Annotated in this window: 18 protein-coding genes and 2 pseudogenes; 10 read left to right on the forward strand and 10 right to left on the reverse strand. The window is 69.2% G+C overall.

Annotated features, from left to right (window positions below):
* A pseudogene (locus CHF15_RS37900) lies at positions 1-296 on the reverse strand (RNA-guided endonuclease TnpB family protein); the annotation flags it as partial.
* Positions 297-440: 144 nt separating this feature from the next.
* Here CHF15_RS37900 and CHF15_RS37905 point away from each other — a divergent pair.
* The gene (locus tag CHF15_RS37905; protein WP_179280145.1) at positions 441-1,610 is read left to right on the forward strand and encodes an MFS transporter; all 1,170 of its coding nucleotides are present in this window, start codon (positions 441-443) and stop codon (positions 1,608-1,610) included.
* A gap of 338 nt (positions 1,611-1,948) precedes the next feature.
* Here the strand turns inward: CHF15_RS37905 and CHF15_RS46095 are convergent.
* The 3 genes and pseudogenes from CHF15_RS46095 to CHF15_RS37925 all read right to left on the reverse strand — a co-directional run.
* Positions 1,949-2,017: pseudogene (locus CHF15_RS46095) on the reverse strand (hypothetical protein); the annotation flags it as partial.
* Positions 2,018-2,370: 353 nt separating this feature from the next.
* Positions 2,371-3,027 carry a TetR/AcrR family transcriptional regulator gene (locus tag CHF15_RS37920; protein ID WP_245939262.1) on the reverse strand — a complete coding sequence of 219 codons (657 nt, stop codon included), beginning with the start codon at positions 3,025-3,027 and terminating at the stop codon, positions 2,371-2,373.
* 200 nt (positions 3,028-3,227) lie between these two features.
* A complete protein-coding gene (locus CHF15_RS37925) occupies positions 3,228-4,163 on the reverse strand; it encodes an SDR family NAD(P)-dependent oxidoreductase (RefSeq protein WP_089228493.1) in 936 nt (311 codons plus the stop codon).
* A 312-nt stretch (positions 4,164-4,475) separates the two neighbouring features.
* On the opposite strand from CHF15_RS37925, the gene CHF15_RS37930 reads away from it, so the two are divergent.
* Genes CHF15_RS37930 through CHF15_RS45265 form a run of 3 tightly spaced genes read left to right on the forward strand, consistent with a single transcriptional unit; the run spans position 4,476 to position 6,207 of the window.
* Positions 4,476-5,474 carry an RNA polymerase subunit sigma-70 gene (locus CHF15_RS37930; RefSeq protein ID WP_089228494.1) on the forward strand — a complete coding sequence of 333 codons (999 nt, stop codon included), beginning with the start codon at positions 4,476-4,478 and terminating at the stop codon, positions 5,472-5,474.
* A gap of 5 nt (positions 5,475-5,479) precedes the next feature.
* Entirely contained in the window at positions 5,480-5,755 is a 276-nt protein-coding gene (locus tag CHF15_RS45260; RefSeq protein ID WP_179280146.1) for a hypothetical protein, read from the forward strand.
* The gene (locus CHF15_RS45265) at positions 5,752-6,207 is read left to right on the forward strand and encodes a DUF6069 family protein (protein ID WP_179280147.1); all 456 of its coding nucleotides are present in this window, start codon (positions 5,752-5,754) and stop codon (positions 6,205-6,207) included. The genes CHF15_RS45260 and CHF15_RS45265 overlap by 4 nt, the downstream gene beginning before the upstream one ends.
* Before the next feature lie 281 nt (positions 6,208-6,488).
* On the opposite strand, the gene CHF15_RS37940 is transcribed toward CHF15_RS45265, so the two are convergent.
* The gene (locus CHF15_RS37940) at positions 6,489-6,965 is read right to left on the reverse strand and encodes a hypothetical protein (RefSeq protein WP_089228495.1); all 477 of its coding nucleotides are present in this window, start codon (positions 6,963-6,965) and stop codon (positions 6,489-6,491) included.
* Positions 6,966-7,229: 264 nt separating this feature from the next.
* Between CHF15_RS37940 and CHF15_RS37945 the strand changes: the two genes are divergently transcribed.
* Together CHF15_RS37945 and CHF15_RS37950 are read left to right on the forward strand one after the other, a co-directional pair.
* Positions 7,230-7,979 (forward strand): hypothetical protein, encoded by a 750-nt coding sequence (locus CHF15_RS37945; RefSeq protein ID WP_089228496.1) that lies wholly within the window; start codon positions 7,230-7,232, stop codon positions 7,977-7,979.
* A 213-nt stretch (positions 7,980-8,192) separates the two neighbouring features.
* Positions 8,193-10,889 carry a DEAD/DEAH box helicase gene (locus CHF15_RS37950; protein WP_089228497.1) on the forward strand — a complete coding sequence of 899 codons (2,697 nt, stop codon included), beginning with the start codon at positions 8,193-8,195 and terminating at the stop codon, positions 10,887-10,889.
* A gap of 314 nt (positions 10,890-11,203) precedes the next feature.
* Here CHF15_RS37950 and CHF15_RS37955 read toward each other — a convergent pair whose 3' ends face one another.
* Complete coding sequence (locus CHF15_RS37955) at positions 11,204-11,617, reverse strand: hypothetical protein (protein WP_089228498.1); 414 nt, start codon at positions 11,615-11,617, stop codon at positions 11,204-11,206.
* Positions 11,618-11,815: 198 nt separating this feature from the next.
* Between CHF15_RS37955 and CHF15_RS37960 the strand changes: the two genes are divergently transcribed.
* Positions 11,816-12,469 carry a class I SAM-dependent methyltransferase gene (locus tag CHF15_RS37960; RefSeq protein ID WP_089228499.1) on the forward strand — a complete coding sequence of 218 codons (654 nt, stop codon included), beginning with the start codon at positions 11,816-11,818 and terminating at the stop codon, positions 12,467-12,469.
* Positions 12,470-12,653: 184 nt separating this feature from the next.
* Here CHF15_RS37960 and CHF15_RS37965 read toward each other — a convergent pair whose 3' ends face one another.
* The gene (locus tag CHF15_RS37965; protein ID WP_089228500.1) at positions 12,654-13,445 is read right to left on the reverse strand and encodes a helix-turn-helix domain-containing protein; all 792 of its coding nucleotides are present in this window, start codon (positions 13,443-13,445) and stop codon (positions 12,654-12,656) included.
* A gap of 118 nt (positions 13,446-13,563) precedes the next feature.
* Between CHF15_RS37965 and CHF15_RS37970 the strand changes: the two genes are divergently transcribed.
* Together CHF15_RS37970 and CHF15_RS37975 are read left to right on the forward strand one after the other, a co-directional pair.
* A complete protein-coding gene (locus CHF15_RS37970) occupies positions 13,564-14,181 on the forward strand; it encodes a GNAT family N-acetyltransferase (RefSeq protein WP_089228501.1) in 618 nt (205 codons plus the stop codon).
* A gap of 104 nt (positions 14,182-14,285) precedes the next feature.
* On the forward strand, positions 14,286-15,248 hold the full coding sequence (locus CHF15_RS37975; protein ID WP_089228502.1) for a patatin-like phospholipase family protein: 963 nt from the start codon (positions 14,286-14,288) through the stop codon (positions 15,246-15,248).
* Positions 15,249-15,521: 273 nt separating this feature from the next.
* Here CHF15_RS37975 and CHF15_RS37980 read toward each other — a convergent pair whose 3' ends face one another.
* Positions 15,522-16,541, reverse strand: coding sequence for a nitrilase-related carbon-nitrogen hydrolase (locus tag CHF15_RS37980; RefSeq protein ID WP_089228503.1), 1,020 nt, complete (start codon positions 16,539-16,541; stop codon positions 15,522-15,524).
* Positions 16,542-17,136: 595 nt separating this feature from the next.
* On the reverse strand, positions 17,137-17,334 hold the full coding sequence (locus CHF15_RS37985) for a hypothetical protein (RefSeq protein WP_089228504.1): 198 nt from the start codon (positions 17,332-17,334) through the stop codon (positions 17,137-17,139).
* Positions 17,335-17,730: 396 nt separating this feature from the next.
* Here CHF15_RS37985 and CHF15_RS37990 point away from each other — a divergent pair, with 396 nt between their 5' ends.
* Positions 17,731-17,949 carry a PLD nuclease N-terminal domain-containing protein gene (locus CHF15_RS37990; protein ID WP_089228505.1) on the forward strand — a complete coding sequence of 73 codons (219 nt, stop codon included), beginning with the start codon at positions 17,731-17,733 and terminating at the stop codon, positions 17,947-17,949.
* Positions 17,950-18,023: 74 nt separating this feature from the next.
* Here the strand turns inward: CHF15_RS37990 and CHF15_RS37995 are convergent, their stop codons facing one another.
* Complete coding sequence (locus tag CHF15_RS37995) at positions 18,024-18,932, reverse strand: helix-turn-helix domain-containing protein (protein WP_089228506.1); 909 nt, start codon at positions 18,930-18,932, stop codon at positions 18,024-18,026.
* Positions 18,933-19,025 lie beyond the last annotated feature (93 nt).

Below are 19,025 nucleotides of genomic sequence, written 5' to 3' on the forward strand. Positions count from 1 at the left end.
CGCCGCTTCGAACCCGGCCTCCCGAGGTTCCCCGCCTTGATGTTCGCGTGCAGAGTTGTGTATGCGTCGCTGACCTTCTTGATCGTACGTATCGCTGCCTGGGCACCCAGCCCAGCGGCCTTAAGCTCCGCATAGACGAGCTTCTGCAAGCCGAACTTCGAAAACTCCCGCTCGGTGAAGGCAACCTCGGCAGCCCGGTCAGCGCCGGCGTTGCATGCGTGCAGCGTCGACCGCAACGCGACCGCCTGCTCGGCAGTCGGCAGCAGCTTGACTTGCACAACAATCTTCACGCCCACGACCAGTACCGTATTCGGCCGGACTGACAACCGCCGCCGTTGACAGCCGACTTGAGGCACAGCGAGGTCTGGGCGTTTCACGCCCAGACGTTCAGGAACCGACTCCTCCCAGGGCCGAAGCCCGGGCTTCCTCGGCAGAACACGGTGAACTCCTCGGTGCCGCTGCTCATCGTGCTACGCGGCCTGCAGGGCCTGGCCGCCGCTGTCATGTCCCCGGCAGCCCTGTCGACCGTCCTGGTGCTCTTCCCGGACGGGCACCGGCGCGCACGCGCCCTGGGCTACTGGTCCATGGTCGCCACCGGCGGAGCCGCGGTAGGACTGCTCCTGGGCGGCGTGCTGACCCAGTACGCCGGATGGCGCTGGAACTTCTTCATCAACGTCCCCGTCGGCCTGGCGGTCCTCGGGCTCGTGCCCCGACTCGTCCCCGACCACCGGCCAGAACGCACCAGGCGCCGCGGCCTGCCGGACGCGCCCGGCGCGGTGCTGGCCACCGCCGGCCTGATGGCGAGGATCCTTGCCTTCAGTCAGGCGCCCGAGTGGGGCTATACCGACTGGCGCACCCTCACCGGGTTCGCCGCCTGCGCGATCCTGCTCGCCGCCTTCGCCGTCAACGAGGGACGCGCCGAGGATCCGCTCGTGGACCTCGGGATCTTCAAGATCCACAACGTCGCGGGCGCGAACGGCATGATGGCCGTGGTCTTCGCCGGCAACCTCGGCATGTTCTTCCTGCTCACCCTCTACCTGCAGGACGTCGAGCACTACACCGCGGTCCGCACCGGGCTGGCCTTCCTGCCCTTCCCCGTCGTCCTGGGCCTGACCTCCACCCGGATGGCCGGCCTGGTCCGCCGCTTCGGCTTCCGGCCGTTCCTGATGCTCGGCCCGGCCCTGGTCGTCGCCGGGATGCTGTGGGTCAGCCACCTTCCCGTGCACGGCGGTTACCTCGTGCACATGCTGCCGGGGCTGCTGGTCATGTCGCTCGGCTACGGCATGAGCTTCGCCCCGATGTACGCCGCCGCCACCACCGGAGTCCCGGCCCGCTGGGCAGGCGTCACCTCAGGGCTGATCACCACCTCCCAGCAAGCGGGGGGCGCGCTCGGCCTTGCCGTGATCTCCGGCGCCGCCGCGACCGTGACCTCCTCGCTCACCCGTGACCCCCTCCCCCAGGCCCTGACCTCCGGCTACAACGAGGCCATGGCCATCTCGGCCGCCATCACCGCCATCGCCCTCCTGCTCGCGGTCCTCGTGATCCGCGCCCCGGGCCGGCCGGACACACTTCCCGCCGTCATGCACGCTCGCCCCGATATGCAGCCGTGAGTGAAAGACGGCAGGTCGTGCGGCGTCTGGGCGAGCTGGGGGTGTGACGCGGTGGCAGGCGACGGCGGCCACGAGGTTGGAGAAGTCGTGGACGGAGGGCCGCTTGGGCAGGACCTCGGCTTGGCGTTCCAGGAGCCAGCGAATGTCGATGTACAGGTCCACTCACGCCACCCGGGAGGCGTCCAGGCGGGCCGGGGCGTCGTCGGGGAAGCCGCGTCGAAGGCGTCGGCCTGGTCGGCGACAAAAGCCCGGAAGACGTCGGCCGCGCTCTCCAGGCGGGGGTCGCGGACCGCGTTGCGCGCGGCCTCGGTGATGAGGGCGGTCACCGTCGTGCCCTCGGACTCGGCATGCTGCTGCAGCAGCGCGTGAAGCTCTTCGGGGACCCGGATCGTGACTGGCTTCGACATACGCCGAGCGCACAGCAGGGTGTACAGCAGCGGTACGGAAAGGGGCGTACTGCCTGGTCAAGGAGGGTGTGGGCGCGGGTGCCGGCTACCTGGTAGCAGCACGGCCCGGACCCGGGCCAAGCCCTCAGGCGCCGCCTGGAGGCCGCTCGGCGGCGCCGAGCGGCCTCATCGCGCTCCGTGCGCGGCCCCGGGCATCCAGCGGTTCCCCGAGCCTCCGCAGCCCATCGCCGACGGCAATCGGCAGCTACCCCCAGGGGACGACACGACATGCCATCGCCCCACCGAAGCACCAATCCACGCCTGACCAGCGGAAACGCAACGACCACCCCCGGCAGGAAGCCAGCTCCCGAGATTCAGCCGAGCTTCGGGCCTTCTTCGGCTGGGATGGGGCGACGGTAGGCGCCGTACCACCAGATCCGGGCGAGTTCGCGGGCGAAGGCGGCGTCACGGCTGCCGTCGTCGACCTGGATGTGGTGCGCGATCGCCTGGGCGCCGCCCCAGACGATGATCCGGCTCGCGGAAACGGCGTCCAGATCCGTCGTGGTCGTGCCGGCGGCCTGCTCGGACAGCACGCTGCGCAGCGTCGTCTCCTCGAAGCCTTCGAGGTTGGCGGTGTAGAAATCGCCCACCGCGGAGTCGTAGGACGCCGCCTCCCGGACCGCGGTGATCACCCCGTGATGGGCGCGGTGGATCCTGATGACTTCCTCGAAGAACCGAGCGAAGCGGTCGGCCCCGTCCTCGCCGGCGGCAGGGTCCCACTGGCGTGCCAGCGTCAGCAGCGACTCACGCAGACCGTCGGTGAGCCGCACCAGGACGTCCGACTTGCTCTGGAAGTGCGCGTAGAACGTGGCCCGCGACACGCCCGCCTCCTCCAGGAGCTTCTGGACGCTGATGTCGGAGAAGGCCGTGCCGGAATCGAGCAGCCGCTCCAGGGTGGACGTCACCTGAGTCCGGGTCGCGGCCGAACGCGCGGCGTAGCTGTCGGCCTGGCGTCGGGTCACAGGTCGCATCAGGCGTCCTCCAGTGTGTTGCGTGCCTCGAATCGACCCGGGCTCGGCGAAGGAGGTCCGTGATGGGGTGGCAGTGATCCTCCGGAGCGGCTCGCCCCACCTTCCCCGAGGTGGAAGCGGCCACGTGCCCGATGGGGGACCTGCCGGCGGCTTCGTGCGGCCGTCGGGTCGGTCCCCCATTGTGCACGGGGGTCTCCGGGTCAGCGCACCACGGGAAGGGCGTAGTCCCACAGGCGGTCCGCGGCGGCGGGGTCCACCGACCACTTCGCGACACCCACCATCACGTCGGGGCCCCCGTCGACGACCTCAGATTCCTGATTGTCCTCGAAGTACCGCCCTGTCACGTCGTCGAGGAGCGGCGAGGCGGCCAGCAGCACCGTGGTGGCGGCTCCCTGGGCCGGGGTCTTGAAGTGGTCGGGGGTGACCAGGTTGCCGTCCGCGTCCATGGCACCGAAGGCTTGCATGGTCGCCTGGTCCATGTGGCGAGCCAGGTTGGTGTGGATCACCCCCGGCGCGCAGGCGTTGGCGGTGATGCCGTGCTCGGCCCACCGACGGCTGATTCCGACGGCGAGCAGCACGTCCGCGGTCTTCGACTGCGCGTAGGCGAGGAACGGGTCGTAGGGGTGCCGCTCGAACTGGGGGTCGTCGAAGTCGAAACCCGCCCGCAGCTGGGCACCGGAGCTGACCACGACCACGCGCGCCTTCTCGGCGGCCTGCAGAGCGGTGTGCAGGCCCACTGCCAGGGCGAAGTGGCCGAGGTAGTTGGTGGCGAGCTGCATCTCCCAGCCCTGCGCGTTGACCTGATGCGTCGGGAGCATCATCACGCCGGCGTTGGCGATGAGGCCGTCGAGCGGCCCACTCCAGGCTTCGCAGAAGGCACGGACGGAAGCCAGGTCGGCAAGATCAAGTGCGACGGCGCGCGTGCCCGGCAGCTCCTTGAGCAGCGGCTCGGCGTCAGCGGGGTTGCGCGTGGCGATCGTGACCTGCGCTCCCGCACCGGCCAGCGCCCGCACTGTCTCGACACCGAGACCGGAGGCTCCACCGGTCACGATCATCCGGCGCCCGCTGAGATCGACTCCATCGATTACCTCAGCAGCGGTGGCCCGCATCCCGAACGAGGTGGTTGTCAGCGTCATGGCTGTGCCCTGCCTTCAAAAGAACTGGTTCCATGCCTGGCCGGTGAGGTCTCTCACCGCCTCGGCCGAGGCATCACAGAAGAAACCATACACCGTGTTCAGACTCTAATTCTGGACGGCCGGCAGACCTGCGAAGCAGCTTCGCCACGACACGGCGGCCGTGAAGGGCGGACGTGAACGGCGGCGCCGACATCGCCGTACAGAGGGCGGCAGCCGGCCAGGTCCTCCGTGCCGACCGACCCCGGTGATGACTTATCGCGCCCGCAGCCGTCACACCTACGACGGGACACGACGAGACCGAAGGACGACGTGATGAGTGCGGACACACGGCCGAAGGAGCTGGGCGAGAGCGGCCTTGGAGAGGTCGACGAGCCGGCGTTCTCGGGGCTGGCGGAGCGGCACCGGCGGGAGCTGCACGTGCACTGCTATCGGATGCTCGGGTCGTTCGAGGACGCCGAGGACACCGTGCAGGAGACGTTCCTGCGGGCCTGGCGGCGGCGGGAGACCTTCGAGGGGCGGTCGACGTTCCGCGCCTGGCTGTACCGGATCGCCACCAACGCCTGCTTGGACCTGCTCGCCAAGCGCCGCCCGGAGCCCGCGACCGGAGGCGAGGTGCTGTGGTTGCAGCCCTACCCGGACCGGCTGCTCGACGAGTTGCCCGCGGCCGACGCGAACGAGCCGGAGAGCGTCGCCGTCGCGCGGGAGACGATCGAGTTGGCGTACCTCGTCGCCGTCCAGCACCTCGCGCCGCGCCCACGCGCCGTACTCATCCTGCGCGACGTGCTTGGCTGGCCGGCGAAGGACGTCGCGGAGCTCCTGGGCGACTCCGTCAACTCCGTGAACTCCGCGCTGCAGCGGGCCCGCGCCGCAATGCGGGAGCACCTGCCCGTCGAGCGGCAGGACTGGAGCGGCGGTGCCGAGGACTCGGGGACGCGCGAGCTGGTACGTCGCTTCACCGACGCCAGCGTGGCCACGGACGTCGGCCGACTCGCCGACATGCTCCGTGACGACGTCCGCTGCTCGATGCCGCCCACGCCGGGCCTGACCAGGGGCCGCGACGCGGTGGTGACCGGCTGGGTCGAGGACGGCTTCGAGGGCATGCAGGGACTGCGCGGCGTCCCCACATCGGTGAACCGGCAGCCCGCCGTCGCTTTCTACCTCTGGAACGAGCGCGAGGGGGCCTACCTGCCGTTGACGCTCGACGTCCTGCGCGTCACCGGCGGGGTGATCACCGAGATCGTCACCTTCCACGCCGACCGGTTCCTGCGGCTCGGACTGCCGGAGCGCCTGGCGGCGGACGGCACGGAGTAGTCCCGGTGTGGACACTGTCGCTGCGCGGTGGCGCTCGCGTCGCGGTGGTCGCGTCGCAATGGTGCGACGCGTTCGGCGTCGTCACCCGCGGACGGGTGCAGCTGGAGCTGCGTGACGGCGAGCCCGGACCGGTCCTCGGACGCGACGCCGGGTTCTGGCTTCGCGGCACCGGCGTCCGCGCCCTGCGCAACCCCGGCCGTCGCACGGCGAGGGTGCGCATCATCGCCCCCGAGGCCAGGACCGTCACATGCCGGTCGCCGAATGGTGGAGGAACGACATGAACAACATGAACGACACCGGCGTCGCCGCAGGCCCGGCACCGGGCCGGACCGGTCGCACCCACCGACTCCGCAGGCTCGCCGGCACCGGCTTCATTGCCGCGCTCGCAGCGACGGTGGCCACCACCCTCGCCGCTGCGCTCGCCCAGGCCGTCGGCGTCGACTTCGAGGTCCCAGACGGTGGCGAGGCGATCCCGTTGACCGGGTTCGCCGTGGTGACCGGCTTCTTCTCGGTCGTCGGCATCGTCATTGCCGCCGCTCTTCTTCGCTGCAGCGCTCACCCCGCCAGGCGATTCGTGTGGACGGCATTGTCGCTGACCGCGATCTCGCTGCTCCCGCCGCTCCTCTCCGGGGCGAACACCGGCACCGCCACCGCCCTCCTCGGGCTGCACCTCGTCCCCGCGACGGTGATGATCCCCACCCTGGCCCGGAGCCTCCGCAGCCAGTCCGGTTGACGATCCCCAACGGGACGGCGCGCGGCGCAAGCGCGTACGCGAGCGCACCAACGCCGGTCATAGGTACCCGGTTGGGCCGGATCAACGTCGAGAGGGATGGGCGCGGTTACCGCAGCGCTCTGAACGGGCAGGACCAGGCCGTCGACGTAGCAGCCACGTTCGAGGCGCCCCAGTTACAGCGGCGGCGCGGGTCCAGCTCCAGACAGCGGTAGCGAGGCACCGCCGTCGCATACAAGGCGGTCGAACATTCCAGTCGTCCCTCATGCCCCCTTGGAGACGGGCTACCACGATGACCAGGGGACGCGCTTGTGCTGGCCGACCGGGCGGACATCGACAAGATCAAAGCCATCCTCGTGACGCACGAGATGCTGGATCCGCCCCAGGCCGGAGTCACGGACGAATCCGACCCACCCTTGCGTAGTCGCGAATCGAAGAAGCCACCCGACGACGTCCATCGTCACCCCGAAGTCGTCCTCATGGACGCACGCCCGGACGGTCAAGGCCCACGGTTCGCTGCCGTCCGGGTTCGGTCTGCCCACAGCACGAACGAGCAGGGACACATCGGCCCCGTCGAACGAGTGGCTCGCCGACCCGCCACCGAAAGCCTGCCAGGGACCACCCCAAGACTCCCAGTCGGTCGACTTCAACTCCGGCGGCATCTCCCCCTCCCCCAAGAGCCACCTCAGTTCCAAAAGCACCGGCTCGGGCAGGTCCGGCGGCAGATCCACCGCCAGGAACAGGTCGTAATGGTCACTCACGCATGGGACCTTAGCCCCAGCCGCTGACAGCACTCCGCGGCCAAGCAGCCCCCGCCGGAGCCCAGCGCTGTCCGGGCCGGTCACCATCCGTCGAATCCACGATCAGCAAACGCCGCCCAACTCACCGGCCGACGCCGTCCTGAGAATGGAACGAAGCCGCGAAGCCCCAAGACCTCGGGCGGCGCAGGGCGGAGTCCCCGCGGGCGCAGACGGAGCCTCCGATCCGTGTGCTGGCCGTCCCAACCCGGATGAGAGCCTGGACCAGTGCTGATAGAGGGATTCGAGAAGGCCCCCGTCGTCGCCGGGGAGGAACTGCTGGCACTGCCGGGTTTCTGGGCGGCTTACCTCCTGTGGCTGAGCCAGACCGAGGACTACGACCCAGATCTGTCGTACTTCGACATCGACGGGGCCGATGCCGACGCGGCCTACGAAGCGCTGAGCGACGAGGATCGGTGGCCCGTCTTCCGGATCCCGTTCGCGGGCGGCCACACAGCGATCGTCCTCGGCGTCAACATCCCCGACGACCCGGGCATGGAGTACGCCATCACCCACCCCGCATGGAGACGACACGGGCGCTTGGCCACCCTCGGCGGCCATCAAGCCGGCCCAGGGCTCTCATGGCGAGAACTCCACCACATCGCCCGCACGCCCGACCGCGACGCCCCCGGCGAACACAACGAACACGTCCGCCTACTCCTCCTGCTCCCCGCACTCGGCGACCAGGACATACCCGAGGACGCCGCGAAGCTCGTCAACGAAGCCCTCGCCCATGTGGGCATCACCCCGACCCGGGGCCTGTCCGAAGCCCTCCTCACCGAGCACCCCTTGTGGGAAGCAGCCCAGTGGGCCCCCCTTGCCCCCTCCCCGCTCTCGGGCAGCCGGCAGCCCTTCCGTGGAATCCTGCAGTGCGACGATCCGATGAGCCCGCGATGCGGCATTCACCTCGCCCAGGGCATCACCCGGGAGCAGAGCAACCGATTGGCCCACGCACTCGGCACCTGGCCCGCCACGTAGGGTCGCACCGGTCCCACCGCAGTGGTGAACGAGGACCGGCCTGGCCTCCGCCAACGCCTGGCTGCGGCCCGCTGCCGCCGCGCGGCGTGGCGGGCCCGGTACCGTGTGGCATTGGGCGCTGTGCCCGCCGCCCGTTCCAGCAGGCCCGGCGAAGGCGGACCGGGCAGGGCGGCAGCGCGTGAGGCATTGGCCGTGGCGGAAGAAGGAGCGGGCATGCCGGGAGTGCGGCTTCGAGAGCACCAGGTCGACGCGACTGCGCGGATCCGGGCATGGGCGGGGTTTCCCGCGAGGTCGGCTGTACCCGCCGAGGGGGCACGCGCCACCCTGGTGTCCGCCACCGGCTCCGGGAAGACCATCACTGCCGCCACAGCCGCCCTGGACCTGTTCCGCGACGGCCGGATCCTGGTGATGGTGCCCACCCTCGACCTGCTCGTGCAGACCGCGCAGGCGTGGCGCACGGTCGGGCATCGCGGGCCCATGGTCGGCGTGTGCTCGCTGGACGGCGACGAGGTCCTCGAGCGGCTCGGGGTCCGCACCACGACGAACCCGATTCAGCTGGCGCTGTGGGCGGGGGCCGGTCCGGTGGTCGTGCTGGCCACGTACGCGTCGCTGGTGGACCGCGACGACCCCGAGGACGTCACCGGGCCGGGACGGGTACGGGGGCCGCTGGAGGCCGCTCTCGCCGGCGGGGACCGCCTGTACGGGCAGCGGATGCGCGGCTTCGACCTCGCGGTCGTGGACGAGGCGCACGGCACGGCCGGGGACCTGGGGCGGGCCTGGGCCGCGATCCACGACAACGCGCGCATCCCGGTCTCCCACCGGCTCTACATGACCGCCACGCCGCGGATCCTGGCCGCGCCACGGCCCCCGGTCGGCAAGGACGGGAACGAGCTCGAGATCGCCTCCATGAGCGATGATCCGGCCGGCACCTACGGCCAGTGGATCTACGAGCTCGGGCTGTCGGAGGCCGTCGAGCGGGGCATCCTCGCCGGCTTCGAGATCGACGTCCTGGAAATCCAGGACCCCGACCTCACCGTCGGGGCTTCGGAGGAGGCAGTGCGGGGCCGACGCCTCGCGCTGCTGCAGACCGCCCTCCTCGAACACGCCGCGAAATTCGGCCTGCGCACCGTGATGACGTTCCACCAGCGCGTCGAGGAAGCCGCCGCGTTCGCCGCGAAGCTGACCGAGACCGCGGCCGAGTTGTATGCGAGCGAGGTGACCGAACACGCCCGGGCCGAGGCCCAGGCCCTGCCGGCCTCGTCCATCGGCGCGCAGGCCTACGAGCTCACCCCCCACCGGCACCTTCCGCCCGACAGCGTGTGGGCCCAGTGGCTGTGCGGCGACCACCTCGTCTCGGAGCGGCGCGAGACCCTGCGCCAGTTCGCGAACGGCGTGGACACCCACGGGCGCGGGGTGCAGCGGGCGTTCCTGGCCAGTGTGCGGGTCCTGGGCGAAGGCGTCGACATCATCGGCGAACGCGGCGTCGAAGCCGTCTGCTTCGCCGACACCCGCGGCTCCCAAGTCGAAATCGTCCAGAACATCGGCCGCGCCCTGCGGCCCAACCCCGACGGCACAGCCAAGACCGCACGCATCATCGTGCCCGTCTTCCTGGAACCGGGTGAGGACCCGGACAACATGATCGCCTCCGCCTCGTACCGGCCCCTGGTCGCCGTCCTCCAAGGCCTCCGCAGCCACGACGAACACCTCGTCGAGCAACTCGCCAACCGCGCCCTCAGCAGCGGACAGCGCACCCTCCACGTCAAGCGTGACGCCGACGGACGCGTCATCGGCGCGGACGGCGGATCGACAGACGGCGCGGGCGGCCCCGGGAGCGGGACGCAGAACGAGGAGGGTGCGGTGGAGTCGGCGTTGGTGCACTTCTCCGGCCCCCGCGACCCCGCCACGATCGCCGCGTTCCTCCGCACAAGGGTGTACCGGCCGGAATCCCTCGTATGGCTGGAGGGCTACCAGGCGCTGCGCAGGTGGCGAGACGAGAACGGCGTCACCGGCCTGTATGCCGTCCCCTACGACACCGAGGTCAAGCTCGGAGTCACCCAATTCCCCCTCGGACGCTGGATCCACCAACAACGACGCGCACACCGGGCCGGGGAACTGGAAGAACGCCGCAGAAAGCTCCTCGACGAGCCCGACGCCGGCATGGTCTGGGAACCCGGTGACCAGGCTTGGGAGACCAAACTCGCCACGTTCCGCGCGTTCCACCGCGCCCACGGACACCTGGCACCGCGCCAGGACGCCGTATGGAGCGACGGCCCCGACGGTGAGACCCACCCCGTACCCATCGGACAACACCTGGCCAACCTCCGCCGCAAAGGCGGCCTCGGCAAGGACCCCGAACGCGCCACAACGCGTGCAGCACAACTCACCGCGATCGACCCCGACTGGAACTGCCCCTGGCCACTGGACTGGCAACGCCACCACGCCATCCTCCGCGACCTCGCCCGAACCGAGCCCGACGGCACCATCGCCGACCTCCAGCCCGGCGTCATGTACGAGGGCGACGATCTCGGGGCCTGGATCGCACGACAAACACGGAACTGGACCCAGCTGACCGAAGAACAACAACGGCGGCTCACTGTGCTGGGCCTGACACCCGCGAAGCAGCCCACGCCTCCCCCAGGCGCCGGGGGCGCCAAAAGGCCCTCGACCAAGGCGGAGCAGGCCTTCCAGCGCGGCCTACGAGCCCTCGCCCAGTACATCGCCCGCGAAGGCCATCACCGCGTCCCCAGAACCCACACAGAACCGATCACGATCCAGGCCACGGACGGAGCACCGGCGCAGGAGGTAGCCGTGCGCCTGGGCGTGTTCCTCAGCAACCACAAGACCCGCCGGGACAAACTCACCGAGGAGCAGCGAAGCGCGCTCGCCGAGCTCGGCATGGATTGGGCGTAACGCCTCTCGGGAAGTGGCCAGTGGCGTCAGCGGGTCGGCAGCTGCGGTGGCAGGTCTCGATGAGGGGGCGGAACACGCGGTGGGTGCGCTGCCAGGCCATGGGCCGAGGCGTTCCCCGGCACACGCGCCTGGGACGCCAGGTCGGGGCGCGCCGCCCGTGGCTTGGGGGGACGGCGAAACTCGGACCGTCCGCCCTGGAGTACGGCGTTCGTCCCACAACGCCGCGCTCCCGCGGGACTGTTGTCCGTGTAACTGTCGAAGGGTGGTAGAGCCCGCGCGAGCGCCGCTTCGATGTCGCCTACAGCCCCTCTCCGTCACAGGTCGTAAGGCCACAGGCTGACGCTGTCCCGTGCGACTCGGACGTCCACCCACATGGCATCAGCGCCCTGCGGCGGTGACGGATCCGCGAGATCGAACAGGATCGATACGCCACCTACATCCAGGAAGGCAGCGCCGTCTTCGGTCAGGTGCAGTTGGCCACGAAAGGCGATCTGATCGCCCTCATCGCTCAACTTGGGTGCCGCCGTGGAAGCCGGCCAGGTGTTGCCCAGCCACGCAATGTCGTCGTCGACGGTCCACTCGACATAATGCTGACGGCCCACGTCCGCTGGGTCGCCCTTCCACAGCGCCACCACGGTACCGACCTGGGAACGCACCCGTCCCAGGACAGTGCCCGACGGGCTCTGCTCCACCGCCTCCACATCGACCAACACCGCACGATCATCCATGATCTCGTCGGCTCAGCCAATGCAGCGGGACACCGCAGAGGAACGCTCCTGCTCAGGGCGGGGCACGTGTGAGCTGCGCTCGATCAGGCGACCACCGTTCGAGACGACTGGTGACGGCCGTCAGGCGGCGGCTCTCCCCGTGGCAGGCGCTTGCGCCGTGGATCCTGCCTGTCAGTTCCCTGGTCTAGGGTCGCGCGCATGGCTGAGCCCTCCTTTCTGACCGCCGTGCGCGAGTCGTACGACACGGTCGCCGCCGATTACGTCGAGCGCGTCCCGCCTCCCGCCGCGCTGGACCCGCTCTCGCGCGGGATGCTGGCGGGGTTCGCCGAACTCGTGCGGACGGCCGGTCTGGGGCCGGTCGCGGACCTGGGATGCGGCCCCGGCCGCGTGACGGCGCACCTGGCCGGGCTGGGAGTGTCCGCCTTCGGCATCGATCTGTCGCCGAAAATGATCGGGCTGGCCCGGCACGCCCATCCGAACCTGCGGTTCAACGAGGGCTCGATGACCGCGTTGGAGATGGGGGACGACGAGCTCGGCGGCATCCTGGCCTGGTACTCCACCCACCACACGCCCCCACAGTGGCTGCCGGCGGTGTTCGCCGAGTTCCACCGCACGCTCGCGCCCGGCGGCTACCTGCTCTGGGGAGACTACGTCGGCGATGAACGGCTGCAGCCGACCCAGGGCTACGGCCGTCCGGTGTCCTACGAGTCGTACCTCCTGCCCCTGGACCGCGTGGTCGGGCTACTGGAACAGTCCGGACTCGTGGTCACCGCGCGGCTGGAGCAGGAGCCCGGCGGACGGGTGAACAGACCGCACGCCTGCCTGCTGGCACGCAAGCCCGAAGGGGCCTGACGGGGCTTACGCCTGCGGCGAGGCCGCTCGTGTCAGGCCGCCGACAGTCACGGCGACGCGCTCAGGGCGCGGGGTTGACGGCGCCGGCACGATCCACCACAGCGCAATCACCGGTACGCGGGGGCGGACGCGCCGGGCGGGGCGGAGTGTGCAGGCGAGAGCCGAGGAGTCCGGCCGGCCGCTCTCAATCGTGGCGGCGCAGAATGGTCTCGGTCTGCTCGTCGGCAGGGAAGAACAGCTCGATGGACAGATCGGCGAGGGTGACGTCCATCGGGGTCCCGAATGTGCTCAGGATGCTGAACATCGATAGTTCCTCGTCATCGAGCTCCAGCCGCCATGACAGCACCGGGTCGTCCACCTCGTCCGAGGAAAGGTGGCTCCAGGTGTGGCGTTCGGGGATGTCCGGCCAGGTCGCGATCTCGTCGGCGAGCGCGGCGAGACGGGGGTCCTGGGTCCGCACGACGGCCCGGTCGAGCCGGCGCAGCAGGTACGCGGACCATTGAGGAAAGTTGCGGGTTCGGCCGGCGAGTCCGGAAGGGTGCAGGGCCATGCGGAACAGGTTGATCGGCGTGCCGCACACGTCCTCTGGGATTCCGGAGACCAGTCGGCGCGCAGCGCGGTTGCTGAGATGCACATTCCACCGGGGGTCGATCGCGACGCCGGGGAACGGGTCGTGCCGGTCCAGTAGCGCCTGCACCGAGGCCCGGACCCGGGAAAGCGCCGGCCCGGTCAGGGGCGTCTCCGGATAGCGGGGAGCGTATCCGGCCGCCAGCAGCCAGTCGTTCCGCTCCCGCAGGGGCACGTCCAGATGCTGAGCGATCTTCAACAGCAGGCCACGGCTGGGCTTCGACTTGCCCAGCTCGACGAAGCTCAGGTGGCGGGGCGAGATGCCGATCTCATGCGCGAGGTTCATCTGGCTGCGCCGGGCCAGTCCACGTTGCCGGCGGATCAGGTGTCCGACGTTCGAATCTGTCACAAGACGTCACGATAGCCACGTGGCACGCGTCGGATCGAGTACCTGCCAGGTATTCGCATCCGCGTCCTCTATGGGAGCAGGATGGCGACGTTCGGCCAGGTTGTGAAAGGAACCGAGAATGTCGCTCCTCGACACCAGAAACGGAATCAGCCTGCTCACGCGAAAGCCGTTGCCTCTGAGGGAGCATCGGCGAGTCTCCGTCGACCGCACTGAAACCGGCGCCATCGTCATTGAGCAGGCGACGGTCGGAGATCTCTCAGAGGTCAACGCGATGCACCGTCGTTGTTCACCGGCCAGCCGCCGAGCCCGGTACCACCAGTCGCGTGAATCACTCAAGCCCGGCGAATGGAGAACGCTGTGCGGTCATGGGACCGGTTGGACCTGGCTCGCACGTCAAGCCGCCAATGACGGTCAGGTTCTCGGCATGGTGAGCGTGTTGCCGTATTCCAACCGTTCATCCTGGGACCTCTCGATTCTGATCGATGATGCCTGGCAGGGCCGCCGACTCGGCACGATCATGGCCCGTCACGCCGTCGCCTCGACCCAGGCAGCCGGCGTCGATTCTCTTGAGGCACTTGTCGAACGCGACAACGTCAGGTCCCTCAGGCTGCTGCGGCGCCTGGGCGCGGCCATCCGCTTCAGCGACGCGTCCACTGCGGAGGCGCACATTCGCCTGCACCAGAGCACGGTCACGTTCGCCCCCACATTGGCACTCAACGGGGAAATGCGGCATTAGTAAATTCCCTCTCTGTCGCGTGCGAGATATTTACCACACGCGAACAGACCGCACCTAGCCGGCATTTTCAAGAAGGCACATCACACAAGAAAGAAGGCGAAACGGTGACCGACCCCGTCCTTCAGCTGTTGCGTGACCGAAGGAGAAAAGGAAGTATTCCCGGGCGCCGCACCGACGACGCACGCTTGGTGCTCCTGATCGAAGGCGGCAGCTCTCGCGGTGCCTACTCGTACGGCATGGCGATCGCCATCGAAAAACTGGGACTTCTACCGCTTTTTGATGCCGTCTACGGTAGTTCCGCAGGAGCACTCAACGCCGCATGGCTGCTGTGCGGGCGCGCTGAAATCAGCATGCACGCGTGGTGGGATCCGATCATCATGCGAACGACCATCAACCCAAAGCGTGCACTGCGCCGACTGCCGGTCGTGGACACTCAGTTCCTCGTCCACACCGTGTACACCGAGATCATGCCGATGGGATTCCAGGAGATCCTCGACAGCACTGTCTCATTCCACCCGATCGCCACAGACGCCCTCACCGGCCAGGCCACCGATCTGCATGAGCGGATCCATGACCAATCCAGCCTGCAGGCCGCACTCCGCGCGTCCGCCGCCATGCCGCTCCTCGCAGGCGAACCCGTCGTCATCGACGGGCGCCCCTTCGTTGACGCCGGGGTGAGCGAGGCGGTCCCCGTACGGACGGCACTCGCTCAAAAGGCCACGCACATCCTTGCGCTGCGGACTCGGCGGACGGACGAGACCACGTCAGCTCCGTCCCTCGGCGAACGTATGGTCTTGTCGCGATGGTTCAACCAGCACGCACCAGGAGGCCTCGAGCCGTGGCTGCGCCGCCAGGCCGTCAGAGCGGAAGAAGAACAGCTTCTGGCCTCACACCCCGCGACCTTGCAGATCCGCCCGCCAATCGGCAGCGCGCCAATCGGGCGCAGCGAGCGACGCGCACGCGTTCTCCGCTCAGCTGTCGACACCGGCTGTCAGACGGCACTGAACAATTTGGCCCGCATCGGAGGCACATCTGCGACGCTCGACGCAGCTCTTGGCACGTGCTAGCCGTGGCCATGCACGGCCGCCGAATCGCCTACGCCGAGCGCGAGTCCGAATCACCCGCCGTGTTCCTGCGCGTCTGCTCGTCAACGCCAACCTCTGGCGCACGGTCCCGCCAGCCACCGCGGACGCGGGCTCTCGCCGCATGGCGCCGAGCTGACCGCGTGGTTCCTCGAGGCACATGCCCTCGCGGACGCCACCGCAGTCGCCAACGACTTCGGAGGCGCACTCACCCAGATCCCGATGGCGAGCCGTCCGGTGCGCACGTCCGCACCTCCCTCACAGAGGCAACGCCCCGAGGCCCGGCGCAGCCGCGGCTTCGGAGCGCAGGTCGTCGCGAGAAATGTGAACGGGATGGACCGGCGCGTGGCTGCTGCGGTCATGCAGCGGAGCGGTGGGTGTGCGGTCGATCTGCAGGTTGAGGAATTCGGGGCGGCTGTAGTGCCCCCGGGCGTCCATCAGGCGCTTGCGCCGGTCGATCAGCGTGAGGTCCAGGTCCGCGATGACCTCTCCCTCACCTGAGGTGAGCGGCTCGCCGATGATGCCGCCTTCGGGGTCGACGATGGCGGTGAAGAACCCTTGGGAAAAGACCCCGGCCGGGGCGCCGGTGTCCGCTGCGAGCTGCGCCTGCTGGTCGACGTCGAGCCAGGCGGTGGCGTTGACCACGAACGCAGCTGATTCCAGGGCGTGCTGACGGATGGCGACCTCCATCTGCCCGGCGAACAGCGGGCCGCCGAACGCGCCGGGGAACATCGAGGCGTGGATCTGCTCTCCGTCGGCGATCAGTGCGTAGCGGGCGAGGGGCTGATAGTGCTCCCAGCAGGCGAGCTGGCCGACACGGCCGACGGCACTGTCCACGGCACGCAGCCCGGAGCCGTCACCCTGGCCCCAGAGCATCCGCTCGTGGTACGTCGGCGTGATCTTGCGGCGCCGCTGGAGCAGCGTGCCGTCGGCGTCGAACAGCAGTTGCGTGTTGTAGAGGGAGCCCCCATCGCGCTCGTTGACACCGATCGAGACGACCATGCCGGCCTCGCGGGCCGCCGCGCCGATCGCGTCGGTGTCGGCGGACGGCACGGTCACCGCCTCCTCCATCAGCCGCAAGTGCTCCTTGCCCATGAGGTACGGCGGCTGCACGAAGGAGAAGTAGGGGTAGTACGGGACGACGGTCTCCGGGAAGACCGCGAAGCGGACACCCTTCTGTCCCAGCTCCCGGATCTTGTCCACGACCTTCCCGACCGTGCCTGTACGGCTGTAGAGGACGGGGCTGATCTGAACGGCAGCTGCCTTCACCAGGGTCATGTTGCGGTTCCTTCTCGCGATGCGGGGGCCGGCGCTCTCGGCGCCGTGGTGTCCATGAACAGGGCTCAGAGGCGAAGGGACCGGTTGCTTCCGGCCCCGTGAGCGGGAGGACGCTGATCTGCGCTGACGGCTCTGTTCAGGTGGCCTCGGCGGCCACTCCTACAATAAGAGCATATGCTCCTATCTGCGTATGGGCAATGGCCGGCTCCACCGAACCGGCGGACATGACGCTCGCCAGGCGGCTCGCATCCCGCGCACGGCAATGGCTCCGGCCGACCAACCCGACGCGGCCCGACGCTGCCCTGGCGAGGGATGCGGGAAGTGAGCCACCCGCGGGCACGCGGTCGGCTTTCCCGGATTCCGCCCGCTCCGTACGCGGCTCACACGACTCGGCCCGCACTCACACCCGCTACCGCTTGCGGCGCTGCCGCACGATCGAGGGGCGGCCCGCCGAAGGACGGCCTCGGGCCTCCGCGCTCCACGATGGACTCCACCGCCCAGCGAACCCGCAGGTCAGACGGCAAAGCCTCGCCGGAGCACGAGTGAACCCAGGCCGGACGCCGCAGGCACCTCTACGCCGAAACTCACACGAAAGTCATCGATCGTACTGGTCGGTGTACTGCGGCCCGTCCGTCTCGACCTTGCATCCCTCACTGCCATTCGGCTGGCCATGAGAGAGCACGAGAGCGTAAGACTGCGGAACGAAGTCGCAGCCCTTGCCGGACCACTGGGACGCAAGAAACGTCCAGCCGACGGCAGCAGCGGCGAGCGTGTATTTGGTCTTCACGTTCATACCTGATCGCGCCTCGGTCACACCAGACCATCACAGCCTGGCTTGGGATTTATGCGTAATTATGACCGGATTATGATCAAACGCGCGACCCGACCTTTCGAAGGCACGCACATACCGCAGGGCGGCCGACCATAGGCCTCGCCCGCCATCGGGCGGCCAAGGGCCTCGTGCCTCCTCCTGCCGATCACTCGGCCGAAGGAGGCGTTCATCGACATGAACCGCCCACGAGCTTGGGGTCACCACCGAGGATGCTTGCGAGTCGTGCTTACCCTCGTGGCCGTAGGCCGCCAGAGGAGCGCTTCGACTCCTTCAGCCACCCGTTAGGATCACCGGGAAGTGGGGCCAGGCCGTGCCGCACCACAAGCGGGCAGCCGCCCTTCCACATGAGGTGACTCGATGACGTCAGTGCTGGTCTACGCGATTTACGCAATGGTCGCGGCGTTGTACGTCCATGCGCTGGTCGACTGCATCAGGACCCCAGCCGCACACGTTCGCATGCTGCCCAAGATCGGCTGGCTCGTCATCATGGTCCTGCTCCCCATTCTGGGCGCCATAGCCTGGCGGAACCTGGGCAAGCGGTCCGCTCCGGTCGAGGCCCGGCCGTCTACAGCCTGAGCTGGGTTACGCGCTACTGCCGCCAGTCCGCCACGATCTGTCCGGTCGATTCGCCCGCCGCCGGGCAACGACATTCAGCCGGTTTCCGCTGTGCACATGTCCTGGCTGCCGATGGCAGCGAGCATCTCGAACTGCTGCGCCGTGCGGGATCCAGGCGGTGCCGAGTAGACCACGATCCGCAGGTCACTCCCGGGCACGGTGAGCGTGTCACAGTCCACCGTTACGGGGCCGAGATGCGGGTGGTGGACCGTTTTGCGGTCGGCGCTGTGGAACCCCACGACATGTGACTGCCACAGTTCCTCGAAGCGCCCGCTCACCTCGCGCAGGTCCGTGACCAGCCGGCGCAACTGCCGGTCACCCGGGTAGCGGACGGTCGAGGAGCGCAGGTCGGAGACGACGGCCGTCTCGAAGCACGCCAGCTGGTCCGGTTCGTGGGTGACCCGGCTGGGAAGCCCGGCGAAGTGCCGCCAGGCGATGCTGCGTTCACGGCCGCGGAGGCCCGATGAGTCACCGGCCAGGGCAGCCCACAGCGGGTTCCACGAGATGGTGTTCCAGCAGGCGTCGTGGACGGCGATCGGGTTGCGGCCCAGCTGGTCCAGCAGGCGCTGCACGCTTGACGGGATGGACGGGGAGATCTGCCGGTCCGCCGGGGGCGCCTGCCCGGCGAGCAGGAACAAATGATCCCGTTCCGCCCAGGTGAGCCGTAGAGCGCGGGCCAGAGCGTGCAGAACCTGCGGCGACGGAGTGGTGGCCCGCCCCCGCTCGAGCCGTACGACGTAGTCGACGGACAACCCGGCAAGCTGAGCCAGCTCCTCCCGCCGCAGGCCGGGCGCGCGCCGGATACCGGAGGCCGACCCTGCGGGCAGCCCGGCCCCTGCGGGACCGGTCCGGTCCCGCCAGTGCCGCAGCGCACGTCCCAGGTCGCCGTGGCGCGAGTCCGTTTCGGAGGCGTCGGCCGGAGGGCGGTGCGGTGGTCGGATCATCCGTCCAGTATCGGCGACCCCCGTGTGATCCAGCCTGGTACTGCTGGTCCCCCCGCACGCCCGTCCCCGCGCCGAGCAGGGCTCTGCCCCGGC

It is taken from the genome of Actinacidiphila glaucinigra (assembly GCF_900188405.1).
In the GTDB taxonomy this organism is placed as follows: Bacteria; Actinomycetota; Actinomycetes; order Streptomycetales; family Streptomycetaceae; genus Actinacidiphila; species Actinacidiphila glaucinigra.

Excerpts from the sequence above, each read along its gene's own strand:
- CHF15_RS37925 (WP_089228493.1), bottom strand. The coding sequence starts at position 4,163 with ATGACGCTGACAACCACCTCGTTCGGGATGCGGGCCACCGCTGCTGAG.
- CHF15_RS37950 (WP_089228497.1), top strand. The coding sequence starts at position 8,193 with ATGCCGGGAGTGCGGCTTCGAGAGCACCAGGTCGACGCGACTGCGCGG.
- CHF15_RS37960 (WP_089228499.1), top strand. The coding sequence starts at position 11,816 with ATGGCTGAGCCCTCCTTTCTGACCGCCGTGCGCGAGTCGTACGACACG.
- CHF15_RS37980 (WP_089228503.1), bottom strand. The coding sequence starts at position 16,541 with ATGACCCTGGTGAAGGCAGCTGCCGTTCAGATCAGCCCCGTCCTCTAC.
- CHF15_RS37955 (WP_089228498.1), bottom strand. The coding sequence starts at position 11,617 with ATGGATGATCGTGCGGTGTTGGTCGATGTGGAGGCGGTGGAGCAGAGC.
- CHF15_RS45265 (WP_179280147.1), top strand. The coding sequence starts at position 5,752 with ATGAACAACATGAACGACACCGGCGTCGCCGCAGGCCCGGCACCGGGC.
- CHF15_RS37990 (WP_089228505.1), top strand. The coding sequence starts at position 17,731 with ATGACGTCAGTGCTGGTCTACGCGATTTACGCAATGGTCGCGGCGTTG.
- CHF15_RS37920 (WP_245939262.1), bottom strand. The coding sequence starts at position 3,027 with ATGCGACCTGTGACCCGACGCCAGGCCGACAGCTACGCCGCGCGTTCG.
- CHF15_RS37970 (WP_089228501.1), top strand. The coding sequence starts at position 13,564 with ATGTCGCTCCTCGACACCAGAAACGGAATCAGCCTGCTCACGCGAAAG.
- CHF15_RS37930 (WP_089228494.1), top strand. The coding sequence starts at position 4,476 with ATGAGTGCGGACACACGGCCGAAGGAGCTGGGCGAGAGCGGCCTTGGA.
- CHF15_RS37985 (WP_089228504.1), bottom strand. The coding sequence starts at position 17,334 with ATGAACGTGAAGACCAAATACACGCTCGCCGCTGCTGCCGTCGGCTGG.
- CHF15_RS37995 (WP_089228506.1), bottom strand. The coding sequence starts at position 18,932 with ATGATCCGACCACCGCACCGCCCTCCGGCCGACGCCTCCGAAACGGAC.